The organism is bacterium, from assembly GCA_016873475.1.
In the GTDB taxonomy this organism is placed as follows: Bacteria; Krumholzibacteriota; Krumholzibacteriia; order JACNKJ01; family JACNKJ01; genus VGXI01.
The window spans coordinates 1-17,282 of sequence record VGXI01000013.1 but is presented as its reverse complement, the minus strand read 5'-3'; the positions used below and the strand labels follow the sequence as shown (position 1 = coordinate 17,282).

At 70.5% G+C, this 17,282-nt stretch carries 13 protein-coding genes; 4 read left to right on the top strand and 9 right to left on the bottom strand.

Going from position 1 to position 17,282, the window contains the following annotated elements; all coding sequences use genetic code 11:
* Nucleotides 1-25: 25 nt before the first annotated feature.
* Together FJ251_02435 and FJ251_02430 are read right to left on the bottom strand one after the other, a co-directional pair.
* Nucleotides 26-2,035, bottom strand: a complete 2,010-nt coding sequence (locus FJ251_02435) for a TonB-dependent receptor (protein MBM4116584.1) — start codon at nucleotides 2,033-2,035, stop codon at nucleotides 26-28.
* Nucleotides 2,036-2,104: 69 nt separating this feature from the next.
* Complete coding sequence (locus FJ251_02430; protein MBM4116583.1) at nucleotides 2,105-2,539, bottom strand: thioesterase; 435 nt, start codon at nucleotides 2,537-2,539, stop codon at nucleotides 2,105-2,107.
* A 142-nt stretch (nucleotides 2,540-2,681) separates the two neighbouring features.
* Between FJ251_02430 and FJ251_02425 the strand changes: the two genes are divergently transcribed.
* The gene (locus FJ251_02425) at nucleotides 2,682-3,461 is read left to right on the top strand and encodes a VOC family protein (GenBank protein ID MBM4116582.1); all 780 of its coding nucleotides are present in this window, start codon (nucleotides 2,682-2,684) and stop codon (nucleotides 3,459-3,461) included.
* A gap of 8 nt (nucleotides 3,462-3,469) precedes the next feature.
* The gene (locus FJ251_02420; protein MBM4116581.1) at nucleotides 3,470-3,988 is read left to right on the top strand and encodes a DUF456 domain-containing protein; all 519 of its coding nucleotides are present in this window, start codon (nucleotides 3,470-3,472) and stop codon (nucleotides 3,986-3,988) included.
* Nucleotides 3,989-4,008: 20 nt separating this feature from the next.
* Here FJ251_02420 and FJ251_02415 read toward each other — a convergent pair whose 3' ends face one another.
* The 4 genes from FJ251_02415 to FJ251_02400 form a co-directional block, all read right to left on the bottom strand.
* On the bottom strand, nucleotides 4,009-4,401 hold the full coding sequence (locus FJ251_02415) for a dUTPase (GenBank protein ID MBM4116580.1): 393 nt from the start codon (nucleotides 4,399-4,401) through the stop codon (nucleotides 4,009-4,011).
* Nucleotides 4,402-4,437: 36 nt separating this feature from the next.
* Entirely contained in the window at nucleotides 4,438-5,229 is a 792-nt protein-coding gene (locus FJ251_02410; protein MBM4116579.1) for a hypothetical protein, read from the bottom strand.
* Between the two features lie 164 nt (nucleotides 5,230-5,393).
* A complete protein-coding gene (locus tag FJ251_02405) occupies nucleotides 5,394-6,308 on the bottom strand; it encodes an Omp28-related outer membrane protein (GenBank protein MBM4116578.1) in 915 nt (304 codons plus the stop codon).
* Between the two features lie 376 nt (nucleotides 6,309-6,684).
* A complete protein-coding gene (locus FJ251_02400; protein ID MBM4116577.1) occupies nucleotides 6,685-7,539 on the bottom strand; it encodes an Omp28-related outer membrane protein in 855 nt (284 codons plus the stop codon).
* Nucleotides 7,540-8,052: 513 nt separating this feature from the next.
* Here FJ251_02400 and gatE point away from each other — a divergent pair.
* Both gatE and gatD read left to right on the top strand, forming a co-directional pair.
* On the top strand, nucleotides 8,053-9,999 hold the full coding sequence (gatE, locus tag FJ251_02395; GenBank protein MBM4116576.1) for a Glu-tRNA(Gln) amidotransferase subunit GatE: 1,947 nt from the start codon (nucleotides 8,053-8,055) through the stop codon (nucleotides 9,997-9,999).
* Nucleotides 9,996-11,432, top strand: coding sequence for a Glu-tRNA(Gln) amidotransferase subunit GatD (gene gatD / locus FJ251_02390; protein MBM4116575.1), 1,437 nt, complete (start codon nucleotides 9,996-9,998; stop codon nucleotides 11,430-11,432). The genes gatE and gatD overlap by 4 nt, the downstream gene beginning before the upstream one ends.
* A gap of 490 nt (nucleotides 11,433-11,922) precedes the next feature.
* Here the strand turns inward: gatD and FJ251_02385 are convergent, their stop codons facing one another.
* The 3 genes from FJ251_02385 to FJ251_02375 all read right to left on the bottom strand — a co-directional run bounded on the left by FJ251_02385 (nucleotide 11,923) and on the right by FJ251_02375 (nucleotide 16,373).
* Nucleotides 11,923-13,044 carry an aspartate--ammonia ligase gene (locus tag FJ251_02385; protein ID MBM4116574.1) on the bottom strand — a complete coding sequence of 374 codons (1,122 nt, stop codon included), beginning with the start codon at nucleotides 13,042-13,044 and terminating at the stop codon, nucleotides 11,923-11,925.
* A 94-nt stretch (nucleotides 13,045-13,138) separates the two neighbouring features.
* Nucleotides 13,139-13,915 (bottom strand): hypothetical protein, encoded by a 777-nt coding sequence (locus FJ251_02380; protein MBM4116573.1) that lies wholly within the window; start codon nucleotides 13,913-13,915, stop codon nucleotides 13,139-13,141.
* A gap of 70 nt (nucleotides 13,916-13,985) precedes the next feature.
* A complete protein-coding gene (locus FJ251_02375; protein MBM4116572.1) occupies nucleotides 13,986-16,373 on the bottom strand; it encodes a T9SS type A sorting domain-containing protein in 2,388 nt (795 codons plus the stop codon).
* Nucleotides 16,374-17,282: the final 909 nt, after the last annotated feature.

Genomic DNA, 17,282 nt, shown 5'->3' with positions numbered 1-17,282 from the left:
ACTCCTTTGCGGGGGGGTGAGGGGTTCAGCGGTTGCCGTGCTTGAGGCTGAAGCCGGCGACGAAGCGGCGCGGCGCGACCCGCAGGTAGTCGTGATCGCCCGCATCGAGAACGTTCTTGACCGCCAGCGAGAGGCCGAGGTGCTCGCCCAGCTCCTTGCTCAGGCGCAGGTCGAGCAGGGCGTAGGGATCGGCCTTGGTCGAGGCGAGGCCGCTGGTCTCCTGGGTGAAGCTGCGCTCGCCGACCAGCGAGGCGCGCAGGGCGAGGTTCGCGCGCGCGCGCACGAAGCGGTAGTCCAGATTCAGCGTGCCCCGATGGCGGGGGCGGCCGTCGAGGATGGAGCCCGTCTCCTCGTCGCGGCTGTCGAGGTAGGCGTAGCCCAGTTCGGCCTGCAGAGCCGGCAGGGGACGCAGGTGCAGGTTCGACTCGAGGCCGCGGATCGTCGCCTCGGCGACGTTCACGTAGACCGCCTTCCGGAGACCACCGACCAGCTCGTCGGTGAGCACGCCCTGGATGAGATTGTCGAAGTCGTGGTAGAAGGCGTTCACCGAGAGCCAGAAGCCCTGGTTGCTGCGCCACTCGAGGCCGAGATTGGCGCTGCGCGAGAGCTCGGGCTCGAGGTCCGGGTTGCCGTAGACCACGTAGCCGACCGCCGGATGGGCGAAGTAGATGTACAGCTCCTTGAAGTCCGGCGCCCGGAAGCCCTGGCCGAGTCCCGCGCGCAGGATCACAGAGCGACCGAGGTCGCGACGCAGGCTGAGCTTGGGCGTCAGGTGGGTGCCGAACTGCGAGTCGTGGTCGAGGCGCAGGCCGCCGATCAGCTTGAGCCGCCCCTCCGGTCCCTGCTCCCACTGATCCTGCAGGAAGAGGCCGAGCCGCTCGCGCTCCTCGGCACCGCTCGCGAGGCGCTCGGTCTCGATCCACTCCTGAAAGGCCTCCAGGCCGGTGGAGAGCAGGTGGCGGCCGGGCAGCAGGTGGTCGTGCTGGGCGGAGCCGTGGAGCAGACGCTGCCGGGTCTCCTGGTACTGATCGAGGGCCGTCGAGCCGCGCTGGTCCTCCAGGTACTGGTCGAGGTAGTAGCTGAACTGCAGGCTGCCCCGCGTGCGATTGCCGCTGGCGGCATGGTGGTTGGGGCCGAGCGCGCAGGCGAAGATCTCGGTCTTGGCCGTGCGGTCGAAGACGGCCGGCGAGGCCAGGGTGCCGCCGTCCACACCCTCCTGGTCGCGCGAGATGTAGCTGAGGTCGCCCTTGAGCTGCAGGCGATCGGCCAGGTCCCACTCGCTGTGGTTGGCCAGGCTCAGCTCCTGGAAGCCGTCGACGCTCGTCTCGGGATCGGCGGGCGCAAGGTCGTAGGGTTCCGCCTCGTCCCAGCTGCCGGTCGTCCGGCTGGTCCAGCGCTGCCCGCGGTAGCCGAGACTGGCACCGAGGTCCCGCTCGCCGCCGTCGCCGAAGTCCCCGCGCAGGTCCATCTCGAGCGGCCGCTCGCTGCCGCGGGTGATGATGTTGATGACGCCGCCGATCGCATCGGCGCCGTAGAGCGCCGACTGGTTGCCCTTCACCACCTCGATGCGCTCGATGTTGTCGGTGGCGTAGCGCGAGAGATCGATGACGCCACCCTTGCGGCCCAGTGCGCGCTCACCGTTGACGAGCACCAGCACGTACTCGCTGCCCAGACCCTGCAGCTGCACGCCGCTGCCGAAGAGCGAGTGGTTGACGACGATGCCCGCCTGCTTCTCGAGGAAGTCGGCGAGGTCGGGCGCGCCCGAGCGCGCGAGGTCCTCGCGCCGGATCAGCTCGGTGGCGATCGTGACGTCGGCCAGGCGTTGCTCGGTGCGCGAGCCGGTGACCACGACGGCGTCGAGGGCGTAGACCTTGAGGGTGGTGCTGTCGTCCAGGGCGATGTACTGAGGCGCCGGCGCCTCCTCGCCGTGGGCGAGCAGCGGCGCGAGCAGCAACAAGGCGGCGAGCAGGGGTCGCGGGGCCATGATCACCTGCCGGGCGCGAGGGGTGAGCCGAACCGGGGATTCATGGCGCATAAGGTAGTGATCGGCGCTTCCGCGTTGTCACTGCCCTGTCACGGGGACTGGAAGTTCGCGCCCGGGAGACTAGGACGCGGGCGCGCCGCAGAGGGCGCGCAGCGCGGGCGAGAGCGGCTGCGGGCGCCGCCGCGCGTAGTCGAAGCAGACCAGGCCCGTCTCGACGAGAGCGATGGCCGCCCCGTCGGCCGGGCGCGTGACCCGCGTGAGGAGGCGGAAGCCCACCCGGCCCGGCTCGCGGGCGGCGACCTCGAAGCGCAGCGCATCGCCCGCAAAGGCCTCGCCCTGGTAGACGACCGCCGCGTCGGCCATGATCAGGCTCGGCCCGCCGGCGTTCAGCTCGCTGAGCCCGCGCTCGGCGAGAAAGGCGACACGCGCCTCCTGAACCAGCGCGAGCAGGCGGTCGTTGCCGAGGTGGCCGCCATAGTTGAGGTCGGTCGTGCGCACGGTCAGCGTGCACGCGAAATCGTAGGCGGTCACCGGCGTGAGCGTCAGTCGAGGCATGGCTCCTCCGGCGGGGCGCGGGGCCAGTCAAGCAGGTCGCGCGCCGCGTGGCAAGGCCCCCGCGCGCCGGGCGGGACGGGCGCTTGAGTCGTCCGCGCCCGCCCGCTAGACTGCCCGCACCCTCTCACACGAAGGAGTCACCATGGCCGAGTTTGCCGCCCACGCCCCGGGCACCTTCTGCTGGGTCGAGCTGACGACCAGCGATCCCGAGGCTGCAAAGCGCTTCTACAGCGAGCTGTTCGACTGGACCCATCACGACGATCCCGTCGCGCCGGGCCTGGTCTACACGATGCTCTTTCGGGGGGGCAAGTCGGTCGGGGCGCTCCACAAGCAGCGCAGCGAGGAGACCGATCAGGGCGTGCCGCCGCACTGGAGCGCCTACGTCAGCGTCGCGGATCTCGAAGCGAGCGCGGTGCGCGTGAGCGCGCTCGGCGGCCGGCTCCTCGCGCCCCCGCTGGACGTGATGAACTTCGGCCGCATGGCCGTCCTCCAGGATCCAACGGGGGCCGTGCTCAGCTTGTGGCAACCGGGCCAGCACCACGGCGCCCAGCTCAAGGACGAACCGGGCTCGCTCTGCTGGGCGGAGCTGATGACGCCGGACACCGGCCGCGCCCGCGACTTCTACTGCGGCCTCTTCGACTGGGGCGCCAAGAAGAGCGATCTCACCGAGATGGAGTACACCGAGTTCACGCAGGGCGAGGGTTCGCTCGCCGGCATGATGCCGATCACGCCCGACATGGGGCCGGTGCCGCCGAACTGGATGCTCTACTTCGCCACCGCCTCCGTGGACCGCGTGGCCGAAACGGCGCAGCGTCTCGGCGGGCGACTGATCGTGCCGCCACGCGACATTCCGAAGGTCGGTCGCTTCACGGTCGCGCAGGACCCGCAAGGGGCGGTCTTCGCCGCCATCACCTTGGGCTAGGGGAGGCCATGGGCGACACCGCGCTGCGCGTGCTGGGCTTGATCGGGCTCGACCTCGGGCTGCTCGCCTGCCTGATCCTCGTGCCGCTGGGCCTGCCGGGCAACTTCCTGATGCTCGGGCTGGCGCTGGCGGCGGCCTGGTTCGGCGGCTTCGTGGCCATCGGCTGGGTGGCCTTGCTCGTCATGCTCGGCGCGGTGCTGCTGGCCGAGCTGCTCGAGTCCCTGCTCGGCGCGGCGATGACGAAGCGCTACGGCGCGTCCTGGTGGGGCGTGGGCGGCGCCTTCCTCGGCGGTATCGTGGGCGCCTTGATCGGCTCCGCGGCGCTGCCGCTGGTGGGCACGCTCGTCGGGGCTTTTCTCGGCGCCGCGGCCGGAGCCGTGCTGCTGGAGGCCTGGCAGCGACGGCGCGTGGACGCGCAGGCCCTGCGCGCCGGCTGGGGCGCCTTCCTCGGCAAGCTGCTGGCCAGCCTGCTCAAGGAGGCGGTGGCCCTGGCGATCGCCGTCTACATCGTGATCCGAACGCACTGAGGTCGGCGAACCGGCGCGGTCTAGCCGATGCCGCGGTTGTCCGCCGCGTCCTTCTCGAGGTAGCCGCGGTCCTGGCGCTGGCGGTTGACGGCGTTCTTCTGCAAGTACATGCGGTGGACGTCGGCGGCCGAGAGCCCCATCACCTGGCAGGCGCTGACCCAGAAGTGGAGGATGTCCACCAGCTCCACCTTCAGGTTCTGCTCGTCGAAGAGGTCCGCCTTCGTGCGCCACCACTTCCAGTTGGTGGAGTCGACCAACTCGGCGATCTCCTGCGTCATCGCCAGCGCGTAGTTGCGCACCCAGGTGTTCTGCAGCGCGCGGTCACGGGGGATGGCGTCGTAGTCGCCCTGTCCGTTCTGGGCCAGCGTGTAGCGGTTCAAGTCCCGCTGCAGCGCGAAGATCTCCTCGAGCATGTCCTTCACGAATTCTCCTTGCCTGGGCAGCGGGGCTCAGGCGGGGCCGAAAGTGCTGTGCGGGACGAGGAAGGCGAGCAGGCTGAGCAGCGCGGCGACCACGATCCAGCGCCGCGCCCGGCGGCCGCGCGCCCTGAGGATGAGCGGCAGGAGCCAGGCGAGGGCCAGGACGAGGGTCTTGCTGTCGGTGCTGTCGAGGCCGCGCGGTGGCCCGGCCCAGAGCAGGCCGTAGGCGTAGTGCTTCATCAGGGGGCCGACGACGAGGCCGCCGGCCAAGACGCAGAGGAAACTGCCCCAGGCGAAACGCTGCGCGTGATCGCCGAGGGCCAGCGCCTCGAGCCCGGCGCGCATGGCCAGCAGGAGGCCGAGCGCGAGCAGCAGGATGTGAGCGAGGCCCAGGGCCAGCGGCGTGGCGCCCCGGAACCGCGTGACCAGGGTGCCCTGCGCGGGCAGGCGCAGGAGGCCCGCGGGCGTCTCGATCTCGAGGCGGTACTCGGCCCGCCGGCCCCGAGCCTGGGCAGGGATCTCACCCGTGATCAGGCTGCCGAGATTGCGCAGCGGCATGCGCGCGAATGCGGCCTCGCCGGCGACCGGTCGCCAGATCAACTCGCCGGTCCAGTCGGCATCGCCGCCGGACACGCTGAGACGCTGGCCGCCGGGACCGACGTGCACCTGCTCGAGCGTGCTCGCGATGCGCCGGCCGGCCCACTCCTGGTCGACGGTCAGCGGCAGCTCGCTCGAGATCAGCCGTTGTACCAGGAGCCCGGTGAGGCAGAGCACGAGGGCCAGCGCCCAGCGCCAGAACGAAGATAGACCGAGACTGCGCACGACGCACCTCCCGGGCGGAGCCTAGCAGGGCGCGGCGCCGCCGTCATCCCCAGACTCGGCGGGCAGGCAAAAGGGGGAGCCCAGCGGCTCCCCCTCGCATCTCGCCAAGCGAACTCGCCGCCGGGTCGCGCCCGTTGTTTCGGGCGCGAGAGGCGGCGAGCGAGCTATTTCAGCAAGAGCGCGCGCCGGCCGGCGGTTTCGCCGGCGCCGGTCACAAAAAACAGATAGACGCCGCTGGGCAGGGTCTGACCTGCCGCGTCACGCCCATCCCAGTGGAACTCGCGACTGCCGGCCGGCAGCGCGCCGTCGTGCAGCACGCGCAGCTCCCGGCCCGCGGCGTCGTGCACCGCCAGGCGCACGCTGGCCTCGGCATCGAGGCTGAGGGGAATGGTCGTGGACGGGTTGAAGGGATTGGGGTAGTTCGCCCCCAGGCGCAGGCGCAGCGGCAGCTCGGCGACGTCCGTCAGGTCCTGGATGTCGTCCAGCGTGATCTGGCCGGCCTGGAAGACCTCCTTCGTCGTGTGGTTCTGCAGGAAGTAGACGAGCTTGCAGTTGGCCGGCACGTAGGCCGGATTGAGCGTGAAGCTCGTCGAGGCCTGCGCCGTCTGCGGGAAGCCGCCGCTGAAGCTCACGCTCGTTCCGTTGAAGGTCGGGAACATCTTGCGCAGCGTGAATTCGTGGTAGTCGATCCCGTTGGCAGCGTCGTAGAAGATGCCGCTCTCGGTGAGGACGATGTGCAGGCGGAAGTCCCCCGCGGGCAGGGCGCTGGTCGTCGAGGCCGTGACGGTGAAGTCCACCTGACCTGTGCTGGGCACGTAGAGGCCCGTGTAGCTCAGCGTGACGTCGGTCGGCACCGCCTTGCGCGTGTTGTAGGCGGCCAGGATGCGGGCGTAGGTGTAGAAGTAGACCGGCTCGAGCACGCCGTCGAGGATCTCGAAGGGCACGGCATTGACGCCGTAGAGCGCACGGCGGCCGTTGTTGTCGGCGGTGTTGTGGACGTAGAAGGGGTCGTTGCTTTGGGGCCAGTTGACATGCGGCATGAAGGCGACGCAGTCGGGGTGGTCCAGGACGAACTGCACGAAGATCGGCTCCGCCGATCCGCAGGCCGCTCAGGCCGTGTTCGTGAACTTCTCGAGCAGGACGATGCGTTCGACGGCGCTGGCTGGCAGCGCAAGGGCGAGCAACGCCAGGATGCTCAGACAGAGAGCGCGACGGTTCATTGCGTCCTCCTTGCGGGCGAGGGTGGCGGTCACTGCGTGGAGACAAAATAAGTCTAGCCTCTTCAGCTTTCTCGGCGCAAGCGCAAGGATCTCGGTCGGGCAACGAAAAGGGGGAGCCCAGCGGCCCCCCCTGTCTTCCAAACCAGCGAGCTGCCCTCCGGCTCGCGCGCGCTGGGACGCTCGCTTCCCTCCCCGCGCGCGCGAAACAACGCGCGCGAGGGGGAGGGAGGCGAGCTCATTTCATGAGGACCAGATGGCGGCTCTGCAGGCCATCCGCGCTGTGCAGCCGCACGAGATAGACGCCGCTGGCCACGCCCTGGCCGTTGGCCGCGGTGCCGTCCCAGCTGAACTCGCGCGTGCCCGCAGGCAGCTCGCCCTCGTGAAGGGTGCGCACGAGCCGGCCGTCAGGCGCGATGATGTCCAGCCGCGCCGCCGAGGTGCGCTCGACGCTGACTGGGATCGTCGTGCTGGGGTTGAAGGGATTCGGGTAGTTCGCGCCGAGGGCCATCGCCCGGGCGGGCGCCGCGGGGGCGTCCGTCAGGTCGAGACCGCTCACGAAGGCCGCCACCGCCTGCTGGACCTTCTTCTGGCCAGTGACGTCCTGCACCCAAGCCACGAGACGGCAGTTGTTCCAGTTGTAGATGGAGTTCAGCGTGAAGTCGCCCGAGACCGTTGCGACCTGGGGGAAACCTCCGCTGAAGGTGACGTCCGTGCCGGCGTGGGTCGGGAAGCAGTCGCGCATCACGTCCGGATGCCAGAGGACGCCGTTGGAGCCCTGGAAGTAGATGTCGGTTTCCGTCAGCGCGACGAAGATGCGGTAGCTGCCGGTGGGCAGCGTCTCGTTCGTGGAAGCCGTCACCGTGTACTGAACGTAGCCGGTGACGTCGTCGTAGGCGCCGACGATCGTCAGGGTCACCGGGGTCGGAATGGCCGACTCGCTCGCGTAGAGCGCATTCACCGTGCCGGCATTGGGGTTCAGGTAACCGTCCATCTTCCAGGCCGGTATCCCGTTGATGCCATAGAAGCTGCGGCGGCCGTTGTTGTCGACGGTGTTGTGCTGGTAGAAGGGATCGTAGCCGGGCCAGCTCATGTGCCAGCAGACGAGCGCGGCCTCGTCGTCCGTGTGATTGTCGCCGAAAGCGTCAAAGACTGCGTCCGCAGTCGGGCAGTAGGGTCAGCTAGTGTTCGTGAAGTACTCGACGAGCACCACGCGCTGGACGGCGAACGCCGAGGTCGCGACCAGCATGAGCATGAGAACGGCGGCGAGCTTGAGCTTTGTCAGCATGCGATTCCCCCGTGGGTTGGGTGAGAGCCTGCGGACGCCTACGGGCGCCGCGCCTGGAGCAAGGATCTGGCGGCCGGCGAATCCCTCCGCCCACCTCCCGTGAGCAAGCCTCGCCCTGAGCGGGAGCGCCGCGCCTGCCGCGTCGCGGAGGGCTCGCCCAGGACCGGCTACAGTCGCACACAAGTGTAATGCAAACAGTATTCTAGATTCAAGATTCATGATTCTTGATCGCCACCGCCACCCGGTCGCCGGGGCTGGCACTGGGCGGCCGCTTCCTGTACCTTGCGAGGCTGCAAGCCCTTAGCCACCGGAGCCCCGATGTCCCAGCTGCCCGAGTACGGCACCCTCAGCGCCGACGACTACAGCGCCCTGGGCCTCAAGGCCGGCCTGGAGGTGCACGTCCAGCTCTCGACGCGCCGCAAGCTCTTCTGCCGCTGCCCGGCCGGCCGCTACAGCGACGCCTTCGACGCCGAGATCCTCCGCCACATGCGGCCCACGCTCTCCGAGCTCGGCGAGTACGACGGCACGGCGCTCATGGAGTTCAAGACGCGCAAGGAGATCCTCTACCGGCTCAACAAGGAGAGCGTCTGCACCTACGAGATGGACGACGCACCGCCCTTCGAGATCGACCAGGAGGCGCTTGGCATCGCCATGGAGATCACCCTGCTGCTCGGCCTGCAACCGGTGGGCGAGCTGCACGTGATGCGCAAGCAGTACCTCGACGGCTCGATCCCGACCGGCTTCCAGCGCACGGCGATCCTCGGCGTCCAGGGCGAGCTGCCGGTGGACGGTGTGCCGCTCGCGATCCTCCAGCTCAGCATCGAGGAGGACTCGAGCCGTGAGCTCTCCGACCAGGGGCACCTGCGCTGCTACCGCACCGACCGCCTGGGCATGCCGCTCGTCGAGGTCGTCACGGCGCCGGCGCTCCACACGCCGGCCGCGGTCGAGGCGGCGGCGCAGGCCGTGCGCCGGCTCACGCGCGCCACCGGCAAGGTGCGCCGCGGCGCTGGCGCTGCCCGGCAGGACGTGAACGTGAGCGTGCGCGGGGGCACGCGCATCGAGATCAAGGGCGTGAGCCGCATTCCGGCCATCGGCCGGCTCGTGCACAACGAGGCCCTGCGTCAGAAGAGCCTGCTCGAGATCCGCGAGATCCTGGCGGGGCGCGGGTTGCCGGCCGTCGGCTACCAGGGCCTGCGCGCCGAGGTGACGGGCCTGTTCAAGAACTGCCAGTACCGGCCGGTGCAGAAGGCGCTCGCGCGGGGGGACCGGCTCGGTGTCATCGCTCTGCCGGGCTTCGAGGGTGTCTTGCGGCGGGAGGTGCAGCCCGGCCTGCGCTTCCTCGGCGAATTCCGGGACCGCGTGCGCGTGGTGGCCTGCCTGGATCGGAATCCGAACCTGGTCTCCAGCGAGCAGCTGGACGACGGGCCGACCTGGAGCGAGTGGCACCGGGTGCGGCAGATCCTCGGCGTCAGCGACGACACGCCGATGCTGATGGTCTGGGGCGGGCCGCGCGACCTCGAGACCGCCCTCGGCGAGATCGAGCTGCGCGCGCAGGAGGCGCTGGCCGGCGTGCCGCGCGAGACGCGCCAGGCCCAGCCGGACGGCACCACGCGCTTCGAGCGCGTGCTGCCCGGACCCGACCGCATGTACCCCGACACCGACCTGCCGCCGCGGCCCCTGCCTACGCGGGACTGGGAGGCCCTGCGCGCCGCGCTGCCGCCGCGCCCCTGGGATGAGTTGGCCGCGCTCGCCGCCGCGGGCCTCGGCACCGAACTGGCCGGCCAGCTCCAGCGCCAGGGGCGAGCGGGCAGCTTTCTCGCCCTGAGGGGCGCGCTGAAAGGTGATGCGGCCGCGCTGCGACGCCTGGCCTTCGCGCTCACGGCCCACTGGCGCTCGCTCGAGCGGGAGGGGCTGCGTCTCCCCGACGCGGTGGGCCTCGACTGGCTACCGGAGTTCCTGGCGACGGCGCCGCGGGAGACGGACCGCGCCGCCCTCGCGCGCTGGGCGCGCAGCGGCGGGCGCGAGCGGCCCGTGCCGCCGCCGCCACTCGACGACGCGGCCCTGGCGGCGCGCCTGGCGAGCGCGCTCGCCGCCCTGCCGCCGCCGGCTCGACCGCTGGCGGGCGAAAGCCTCGAACGCTATCGCCTCGGGCGCCTGCGCGAGAGCCTGGGCGTGAGCTGCGCCGGCGCGCGCCTGCGCGGGCAGCTCGCGGCCGCGACGCGCGGGGCGCCGGTCCCCGCGCCGAAGGGAGGGCGACGCCGATGAGCGAAAGCGGGGAGCGCTTCAAGGGCTATCGCGGCGCTGGGCGCGCGCTGCTCGAGCGGCACGGGGTCGGCGTCTGGAGCGAGGTCGAGGCCGAGACCAGCCAGGGCGACTTCCGCGGCATCATCCTGCCGCGCAGCGAAACGGCCGATGCCGAGCACCTCGTCCTCAAGCTGGCCAGTGGCTACAACGTCGGCCTGCAGGTCGACACCGTGGCGCGGCTCGTCGAGGTGGGGCGCAAGGAAGCCCGTTACAAGGTGCCCGAGAGGGCCTTCCCGCGCGACGCGGGCAAGCCCTTCGTCAGGCTCTTCGGCACCGGCGGCACGATCGCGAGCCGCCTCGACTACCGCACGGGCGCCGTGATTCCGGCCTTCACGCCGGGGGAGCTCTACGGCTCGGTGCCCGAGCTGGCCGAGGTCTGCAATCTCGAGACCGAGAAGCTCTACGGCGTCTTCAGCGAGAACATGGGACCCGAGCAGTGGATCGGCACTGCGCGCGCGGTGGAGGCGGCGATCCGCGAGGGCGTGGATGGCATCGTCATCGGCCACGGGACGGACACGATGGCCCACACGGCCGCCGTGCTCAGCTTCATGCTCCAGAACCCGCCGGTGCCGATCGTGATGGTCGGCAGCCAGAGGAGCAGCGACCGCCCCAGCTCGGACGCGGCGCTGAACCTGATCCACGCCGCGGTGACCGCGGGCCAGGGCGACATCGCCGAGGTGATGGTCTGCATGTTCGGGCCGACGAGCGACCAGTACGGCCTGCTCCACCGCGGCACCCGCGTGCGCAAGATGCACTCGAGCTACCGCAGCACCTTCCGCACGATCAGCGACACGCCACTGGCCACCGTGAGCCGCGAAGGCCTGCGCCCCCTGCGCCGCGACTACAACCAGCGCCGCTTCCGCACGGCGGTGGCGGGCCGGGGGGCCGAGGCGAAGGCGGCCGCGCTGGCCGGTTTCCGGGCGACGCCGGTCTTCGACGACCGCATCGCCATCGTCTACTACTACCCGGGCATGAAGGCGGACATCTTCGATTCGCTCATCGACCACGGCTACCGCGGCATCGTCATCGCGGGGACGGGGCTCGGGCACGTCAACCGGCCGGTCTACCCGGCGCTCGAGCGGGCGCGCGCGGCGGGCGTCGCCGTCTTCATGACCGTGCAGACGCTCTGGGGCTACGTGCAGATGTACGTCTACGAGACGGGCCGCGAGATCATGGAGATGGGCGTGGTGCCCTTGGCTAACATGCTGCCCGAGGTGGCCTACATGAAGCTGGGCTGGGCACTGGGGCAGAGCGCCGACCTCGCCGAGCTGAAGCGCATCATGACAACGCCGGTGGCGGACGACATCACCGAGCGCGAGACCCACGATGGGTACCTGCTCTTCCAGGGCGGGCTGCCCGAGCTCGAGGCCTTCGTGCGCGACCACCGGAAGTAATCCTCGGGGCTGCGTGAGGGGCTTCCCCCGAAGTCGAAACAACGACGTTCGGGAGAAGCCCCTCACGCAGCCCCCAGCACTGCCGCCGATGGGCGCGCGCGAACCCATGGGCTCGGGCAGACCGACCGGGAACGAGCGCGCAGCGCGGAGGAGTCGCCCCCGGGGGCGGATCGCCCGCCTGCTGCGCCGCCGCCTCTGCCGCGACTGCGGCCATGCCAGCGCGCCTGCCACGCCGAGGCGGAGTGTACACGTGTACAAAACGAGCCGCTTCACCCTACCGCTGCGAGGAGCGCGGCGCCTACCCGACGGGCGCTGCCCGGCGCCGGCGGTGCCCACGCAGGCGGCGGGGACAAGCGGGCCCATCCACCCGCTGCGCTAGGCGGCCGGAGGGAACGGGGCCGACGGCAGAGAGCCCTTCCGCGAGCGACTCACGCAGTGCGGAGTCGAGCGGAAGGGCTCTCTGTCGTCGGCCTGGATCTGCTGTGGGCGCCTAGCGCAGCAGGTGGATGTTCTTCTCCGCGCAGATCCTGTGCAGCTGCTCGGGCCAGATCGTCACGCTCACCTCGCCGAGGGCGGCCTTCTTGAGGATGTAGCTGTAGATGCGGCTCTGGCCGAGCCCGCCGCCGATGCTGAGCGGGATCTCGTCGTTCAGGATCATCTTGTGGTAGGGCAGGTTCAGGAAGTGCTCCTGCCCCGTGATCTTGAGCTGCTGCTTGAGCGTCTCCTTGGTGACGCGGATGCCCATGCTGGAGAGCTCGTGGCGCCGGTGCGTGATCTTGTTCCACACCAGGATGTCGCCGTTGAGGCCGTGCATCTGCTTGCCCTTCTTGACGACGCTGGGCGTGACCCAGTCGTCGTAGTCGGCGGCGCGCATCTCGTGGGGATAGCCGTCGTCCAGCGTGTGGCCGATGCCGTAGATGAAGATCGCCGGGTGCTCCTGGATGATCTTCGTCTCGCGCTGCTTGCGCGGGAGGTCGGGGTAGCGCTCGAGGATCTCCTCGGCGTGCAGGAAGACCAGCTCGCGCGGCATCTTCTCGTACTTGTCGAGCTGGGGATACATGTCGTGCGCCAGCTCCTCCGCCTCGACGAGCACCTTCCAGATCTTCTTGACGATCATTGTGAGGAAGTCGAGGTTGCGGTCGGCCGGCGTGATCACGCGCTCCCAGTCCCACTGGTCGACGTAGCTGCTGTGGTCGTGGTCCAGGAAGTAGTCCTTGCGCACGGCGCGCATGTCCGTGTTGATGCCCTCGCCGACCTGGCAGCCGTACTGCTTGAGCGCGAAGCGCTTCCACTTGGTGGCCGCCTGCACGACCTGCGCCTCGATGCGCTGGGGCAGGCCGAGGCCGGCCAGGAAGTCCACCGGGGTGCGCGAGCCGTCGCGGTCCAGGTAGTCGTTCATGCCGCTGCTCTTCTCGAGGATCAGCGGGCACTGGACCAGCATCACGTTGAGTTCGCGGGCCAGGCCGTCCTCGATCGCGCGCTTGACGGCGTAGAGGGCCTTCTGCGTCTCGTTGGGGGTGAGCACGGACCTGTAGCCGACGGGGAGGGCCTTGGCGACCTCCTCGTAGGTGCTGACGCCGGGGCCGGCGAGATCGGCGGTCTTGTCTGCCATGGTCATCCATCCTGGGCCAGGGTAATGCGGGAGAAGCGGATAGGGAACGCGGACAAGCTAGCAGCCGCCCTGGCGAGGCGCAAGGGGGCGCCGGCTACTTGAGCAGAGTGCCGCGGCGCGTGCAGACGGCGCCCGTGCCGTCGCTCAGGCGAAAGAGGTAGACCCCGCTGGGCAGCGGGCGGCCGGACGCGTCGAGAGCCTCCCAGGTGAAGGAGCGCTCGCTGGCGGCGAGCTCGCCCTGCCAGGGCGCCGCCAGGCAGCGGCCGGCGAGGTCGAAGATCTCGAGGCGGGCCGGACCCGCGCCGCCGCTCAGCGTGATCCGGCAGCTCGGGTTGAAGGGGTTGGGCGCGAGCTCGAGGCCGAGGCCGGGGGCCGGCGGCGGCGGGCTGGCCGTGCCCTCGCCGACGCGCACCGTCGTGGGGGGCAGCGTGACGTCCGCGATCACGTTGGCCGCGGGGTCGTAGAGGCGCACCTGGATGGCCGTGATCGGGCTGGTGCCCGGGTTCGTGCCGTTGAATGTCCAGCGATAGAGCTCGCCGGGGCCGGTCACCCAGCAGTTGAAGCCCAGGGCCACGCAGGCGCCGTACCACTGGCCCGGGGTATCGTCCTGGAAGTCGGGGAAGAGAGTGCAGCCGGAGCCGAGGAAGAGCTGGCCGGGATCGCCCTCGAGGCTGGTCAGGATTGCCGGATCGTAGGTCACCGTGAGCTCGACGGTGCGGATGGCGATCGCTTCGTCGACCATGACCGAGAGCGTCGCGTTGTTTCCCGTGGGCACGGTCTGATCCGCGGGGGCGAAGCGCAGCGCGACGGCCGCCTGGCCGGCGGACGCAGTCGCGAGGATCAGCAGGAGAGCCGAAACGAGGCTGCGCATGGCCGTCCTCCGCGAAGGGGAGGGGGGCGCCGGGTCGCGCCCCCCTCCGACAAGTGTGGCGCCGGCGGCCCTATTTCATCAGCAGCATCTTGCGGGTCTCGCTGAGCGGCCCCGCCTGCACGCTGTAGAAGTAAACCCCCGAGGCGACCTGGGCGCCCGCGCTGTCGGTGCCGTCCCAGACCACCTGATGGAACCCCGCGGGCAGCGTCCGGTCGAGCAACTGCTTGACGAGGCGGCCGTCCGCGCCGTAGACGGCCACGCGCGCGACCTGCGCCTCGGGCAGGTCGAAGCGGATCGCCGTCTTCGGGTTGAAGGGATTGGGGAAGTTCTGCGCCACGCGGTAGACCGTGGGCAGCTCGGGGATCGCGGTATCGTCGAGAGTGAAGTGGAGGGCGGCGTTGTCCGTGCTCCGCGCCGTGATGGCGAGATCCGTGGGCGCGACGCCCGCGGGCAGGGTCACGCGCAGGAGTTCGCCGGCTGCCGTGAACGCGTGAGGCGTGCCCAGGAGCGCCAGATTCGCATCGAGACCGCCGGCCTCGATGTTCGCCAGGAAGTGGCGGCCCGCCGCCAGCAGCCCCTGCCCGGCTGTCACCTGAGGTGCCATCCCCTCCGGCAGCGTCGCGCAAAGGCGCAGACCCTGCAGGCCGACGCCGGGCTCGAGCAAGCCGAAGCCCCAGGTGTTTTCGTCGATGCGGTACCAGGTGAAGACCGGATCGCCCGCGCCTGCGGGCGGCGTCGCCAGCGGCGCCACCTCACCGTAGTTGATCGCGATGATGATCAGGTCCTCGAAGTCGATGCAGCTATCGGTGGTGGGGATGCCCTGCGGGCTGTTGTTGCTCGTCGGCCCGACATCCACCTCGTTGTTGTAGCCGCCGGCGCCATCGCAGAGGCCGAAGGTCGCCGCCATCACCGTGATGTCGCCGATGTTGACGAAGCCGTCGTAGAAGCCGTCGCCCGTGCCGTAGTCGTCCACGTCGCCGAGCCAGTAGTTGGCCTTGCCGTGCGTGGGCAGGTAAGGCGGTCCGGCCTGGCCCGGGCCGTAGTTCAGCGCCACGTCCACCGTGAAGACCTGGTAGACGTAGACGCCGCGCGGCGCGCCCGCGTCCACGAAGATCTCGTCGCCGGGCAGGGCCGTGCCGGCCAGCTCCCACTCGGGGCTGGCGTACGCGGCGGCGCGGTTCGCGGGCCGCGCCGGCATCGTCGCGCCGGGCAGGTCGTCGTACTCGGGGTAGGCCGAGACGTAGGCCGCGTCGCGGTAGACGCCGCGGTAGATCTCGAGCCCGGCGAGGTCCGCGGTGCTGGGATCGTTCCAGGTGACCGTGATCTTGTGGTGGCCGGTCTCCAGCGCGAGGCCGCTGATGCCGGCGGGCGCCGTGGCGTCGTAGACGATCGCGTCCTGCACCGCGTAGACGTTGCCCACGGCGTCCTTGAACTCGGCCCAGACCGTGCGCGGACCGTCGGCGCCGGCCGCGAGCGTCCAGGCGCGCGCCGCCGCGTAGGCTTCCCAGGCCGAGAAGCCGACGCCGTCGTTGCTGAAGCGCATCTCGAGCGGCGGGTGGAGATCGGAGATGCCGCTGTCCAGGCTCACCGCGAGCGTGTTCGTGTAGGCCGCATTCGCGTTGATGACGAAGGTGCCCGCCGGCGGCATCGTGTCCAGCGTGGTCTCCGCATCAGCCGCAGCGGGCGCGAGCTCGACGTTGCCGGCGCCATCCGTGCCCACCGTGTAGAAGCCGTAGAGGCCGTCGCCGTCCAGCGCCATGAAGCTCACGGGGCTGGCGCCGACCGCGCCCAGCGACTGCCAGGCGCCGCCCGCGAACTGGTAGAAGAGCTCCACGGTGGCGACGCCGCTCGTCGCGTCACTCGCCGCGTAGCTCAGGTTCCAGCTCGCCGCGCCCTGGTAGGTCGCGAGCGGATCGACCGCCGTCACCGGCGCCGTGTCGTCCTGAGTGGAGAACTCCGCCGCCGACCAGGCCGACTCGTTGAGCAGTACATCGCGCGCCTTGACGCGGTAGTGGTAGATCTGCCCGTCCGCGAGCCCGCCGAAGAGGTGGCTGAGGCCCGCGATCCAGCCGCTGTCGGCCAGGCCGAGCGTGAAGCCGGCGTCCTCGGCGCGCTGGATCAGGTACTCGATGGCGCCGCTCGCCGCCATGTCGCTCCAGGCGAGCGTGTTGCTCGTGCCTTGCGTGTAGGTCGGCTCGGGGAAGAGTCCCGGCACGTCGGGCGGCGTGCAGTCGACGAGCACGTCGGCGCCGGCGACCGTCGCGAAGAAATCGGCGTTGTCCAGGTCGCGCAGCTTGTAGTCGCTGATCGCCAGGGTGCCGGCGCCCGTCTGCGCGCCGTGGACGGCGACGGTGAAGAGGTCGGCCGCCGTCGTCAGGCCGCTCGTCGCGCCGAGGATGGCCGCCGAGACGGTGATCGTGCCGTCGCCGTTGTCGATGACGTCGAAGTAGTCGCTCATGCCGAGCCCGTCGAGGGGGCGCCGAGATCCGTGATGTCACCCGCGCCGATGCCGAGCTCGGCGCTCGGGTCGAGCGTGATCTCGTAGCCGCGCAGGGCCGGCGTCGCGGGATCGGGCGCGTAGTGGACGGTGAGCAGGCTGGTCTGGCTGCAGGTGATCGGTCCGCTGCTCGCTGGGAGCAGCGCGATCCCCGCCATGCCCGTCCAGGGCTCGAAGAGCACGTTGTCGCTGACCGCGTTGCCCTGGCCGACCGGGTTGAGCGTCGTGTGGTAGGGGCCCGTGAAATGCCCCCACCAACTGCGGCGGGCGTCCACGGGCGCCGCTGTGTTCGACCAGACGCCGTCGACGTTGTCCCGAATCGCGTTGTCGGTGAGATCGGCGAGCAGCACGCCGCCCGCCTCCTCCATCCAGGCGCCGGTCTCGAAGCCGCTGATCGTGCAGCCCTCAGCGACCAGCGTGATCTGGTCGGCCTCGGCGTAGGCGTCCAGCCCCCAGCTGCCGGGCCGGTTCTGGCCGGTGAGCGTGACACCCGTCAGGCTGACCGCCATGGCCGCCCGCCCGCCCCCGTCCGCGCGAGCAGCGAAGGGCTGCGCCTCGACGCGCGGCCCGCCGGGCGCCGGATAGGCGCTGCTGCTGTACATCGTCAGCCCATCGTAGGCGGGGTCGCTGCCGGTGTGCAGCAGCGTGCCGCCGTTCAGCGCGAGGTCGCTGTCGTAGGCGTAGACGCAGACCTGGTCGCCGCTGGAGTCGAAGTCCGTCAGCGTGACGGGCGAGGCGTCGATGAGGAGCAGACCCGTGGAGGTCCAGCCCACGCCGATCCAGTGGTGGCCGCCCACCTGGCAGTCGGTGGCCGTCACGGCGGCGCCGTCGCCCAGCTCCATGCCGTTCTGCGCGATCGTCGGCGTCCCC

Coding starts and splice junctions, on each gene's coding strand:
- FJ251_02435 (MBM4116584.1), bottom strand. CDS start 2,035: ATGCGCCATGAATCCCCGGTTCGGCTCACCCCTCGCGCCCGGCAGGTG.
- FJ251_02430 (MBM4116583.1), bottom strand. CDS start 2,539: ATGCCTCGACTGACGCTCACGCCGGTGACCGCCTACGATTTCGCGTGC.
- FJ251_02425 (MBM4116582.1), top strand. CDS start 2,682: ATGGCCGAGTTTGCCGCCCACGCCCCGGGCACCTTCTGCTGGGTCGAG.
- FJ251_02420 (MBM4116581.1), top strand. CDS start 3,470: ATGGGCGACACCGCGCTGCGCGTGCTGGGCTTGATCGGGCTCGACCTC.
- FJ251_02415 (MBM4116580.1), bottom strand. CDS start 4,401: ATGCTCGAGGAGATCTTCGCGCTGCAGCGGGACTTGAACCGCTACACG.
- FJ251_02400 (MBM4116577.1), bottom strand. CDS start 7,539: ATGAGCTGGCCCGGCTACGATCCCTTCTACCAGCACAACACCGTCGAC.
- gatE (MBM4116576.1), top strand. CDS start 8,053: ATGTCCCAGCTGCCCGAGTACGGCACCCTCAGCGCCGACGACTACAGC.
- gatD (MBM4116575.1), top strand. CDS start 9,996: ATGAGCGAAAGCGGGGAGCGCTTCAAGGGCTATCGCGGCGCTGGGCGC.
- FJ251_02385 (MBM4116574.1), bottom strand. CDS start 13,044: ATGGCAGACAAGACCGCCGATCTCGCCGGCCCCGGCGTCAGCACCTAC.
- FJ251_02380 (MBM4116573.1), bottom strand. CDS start 13,915: ATGCGCAGCCTCGTTTCGGCTCTCCTGCTGATCCTCGCGACTGCGTCC.
- FJ251_02375 (MBM4116572.1), bottom strand. CDS start 16,373: ATGAGCGACTACTTCGACGTCATCGACAACGGCGACGGCACGATCACC.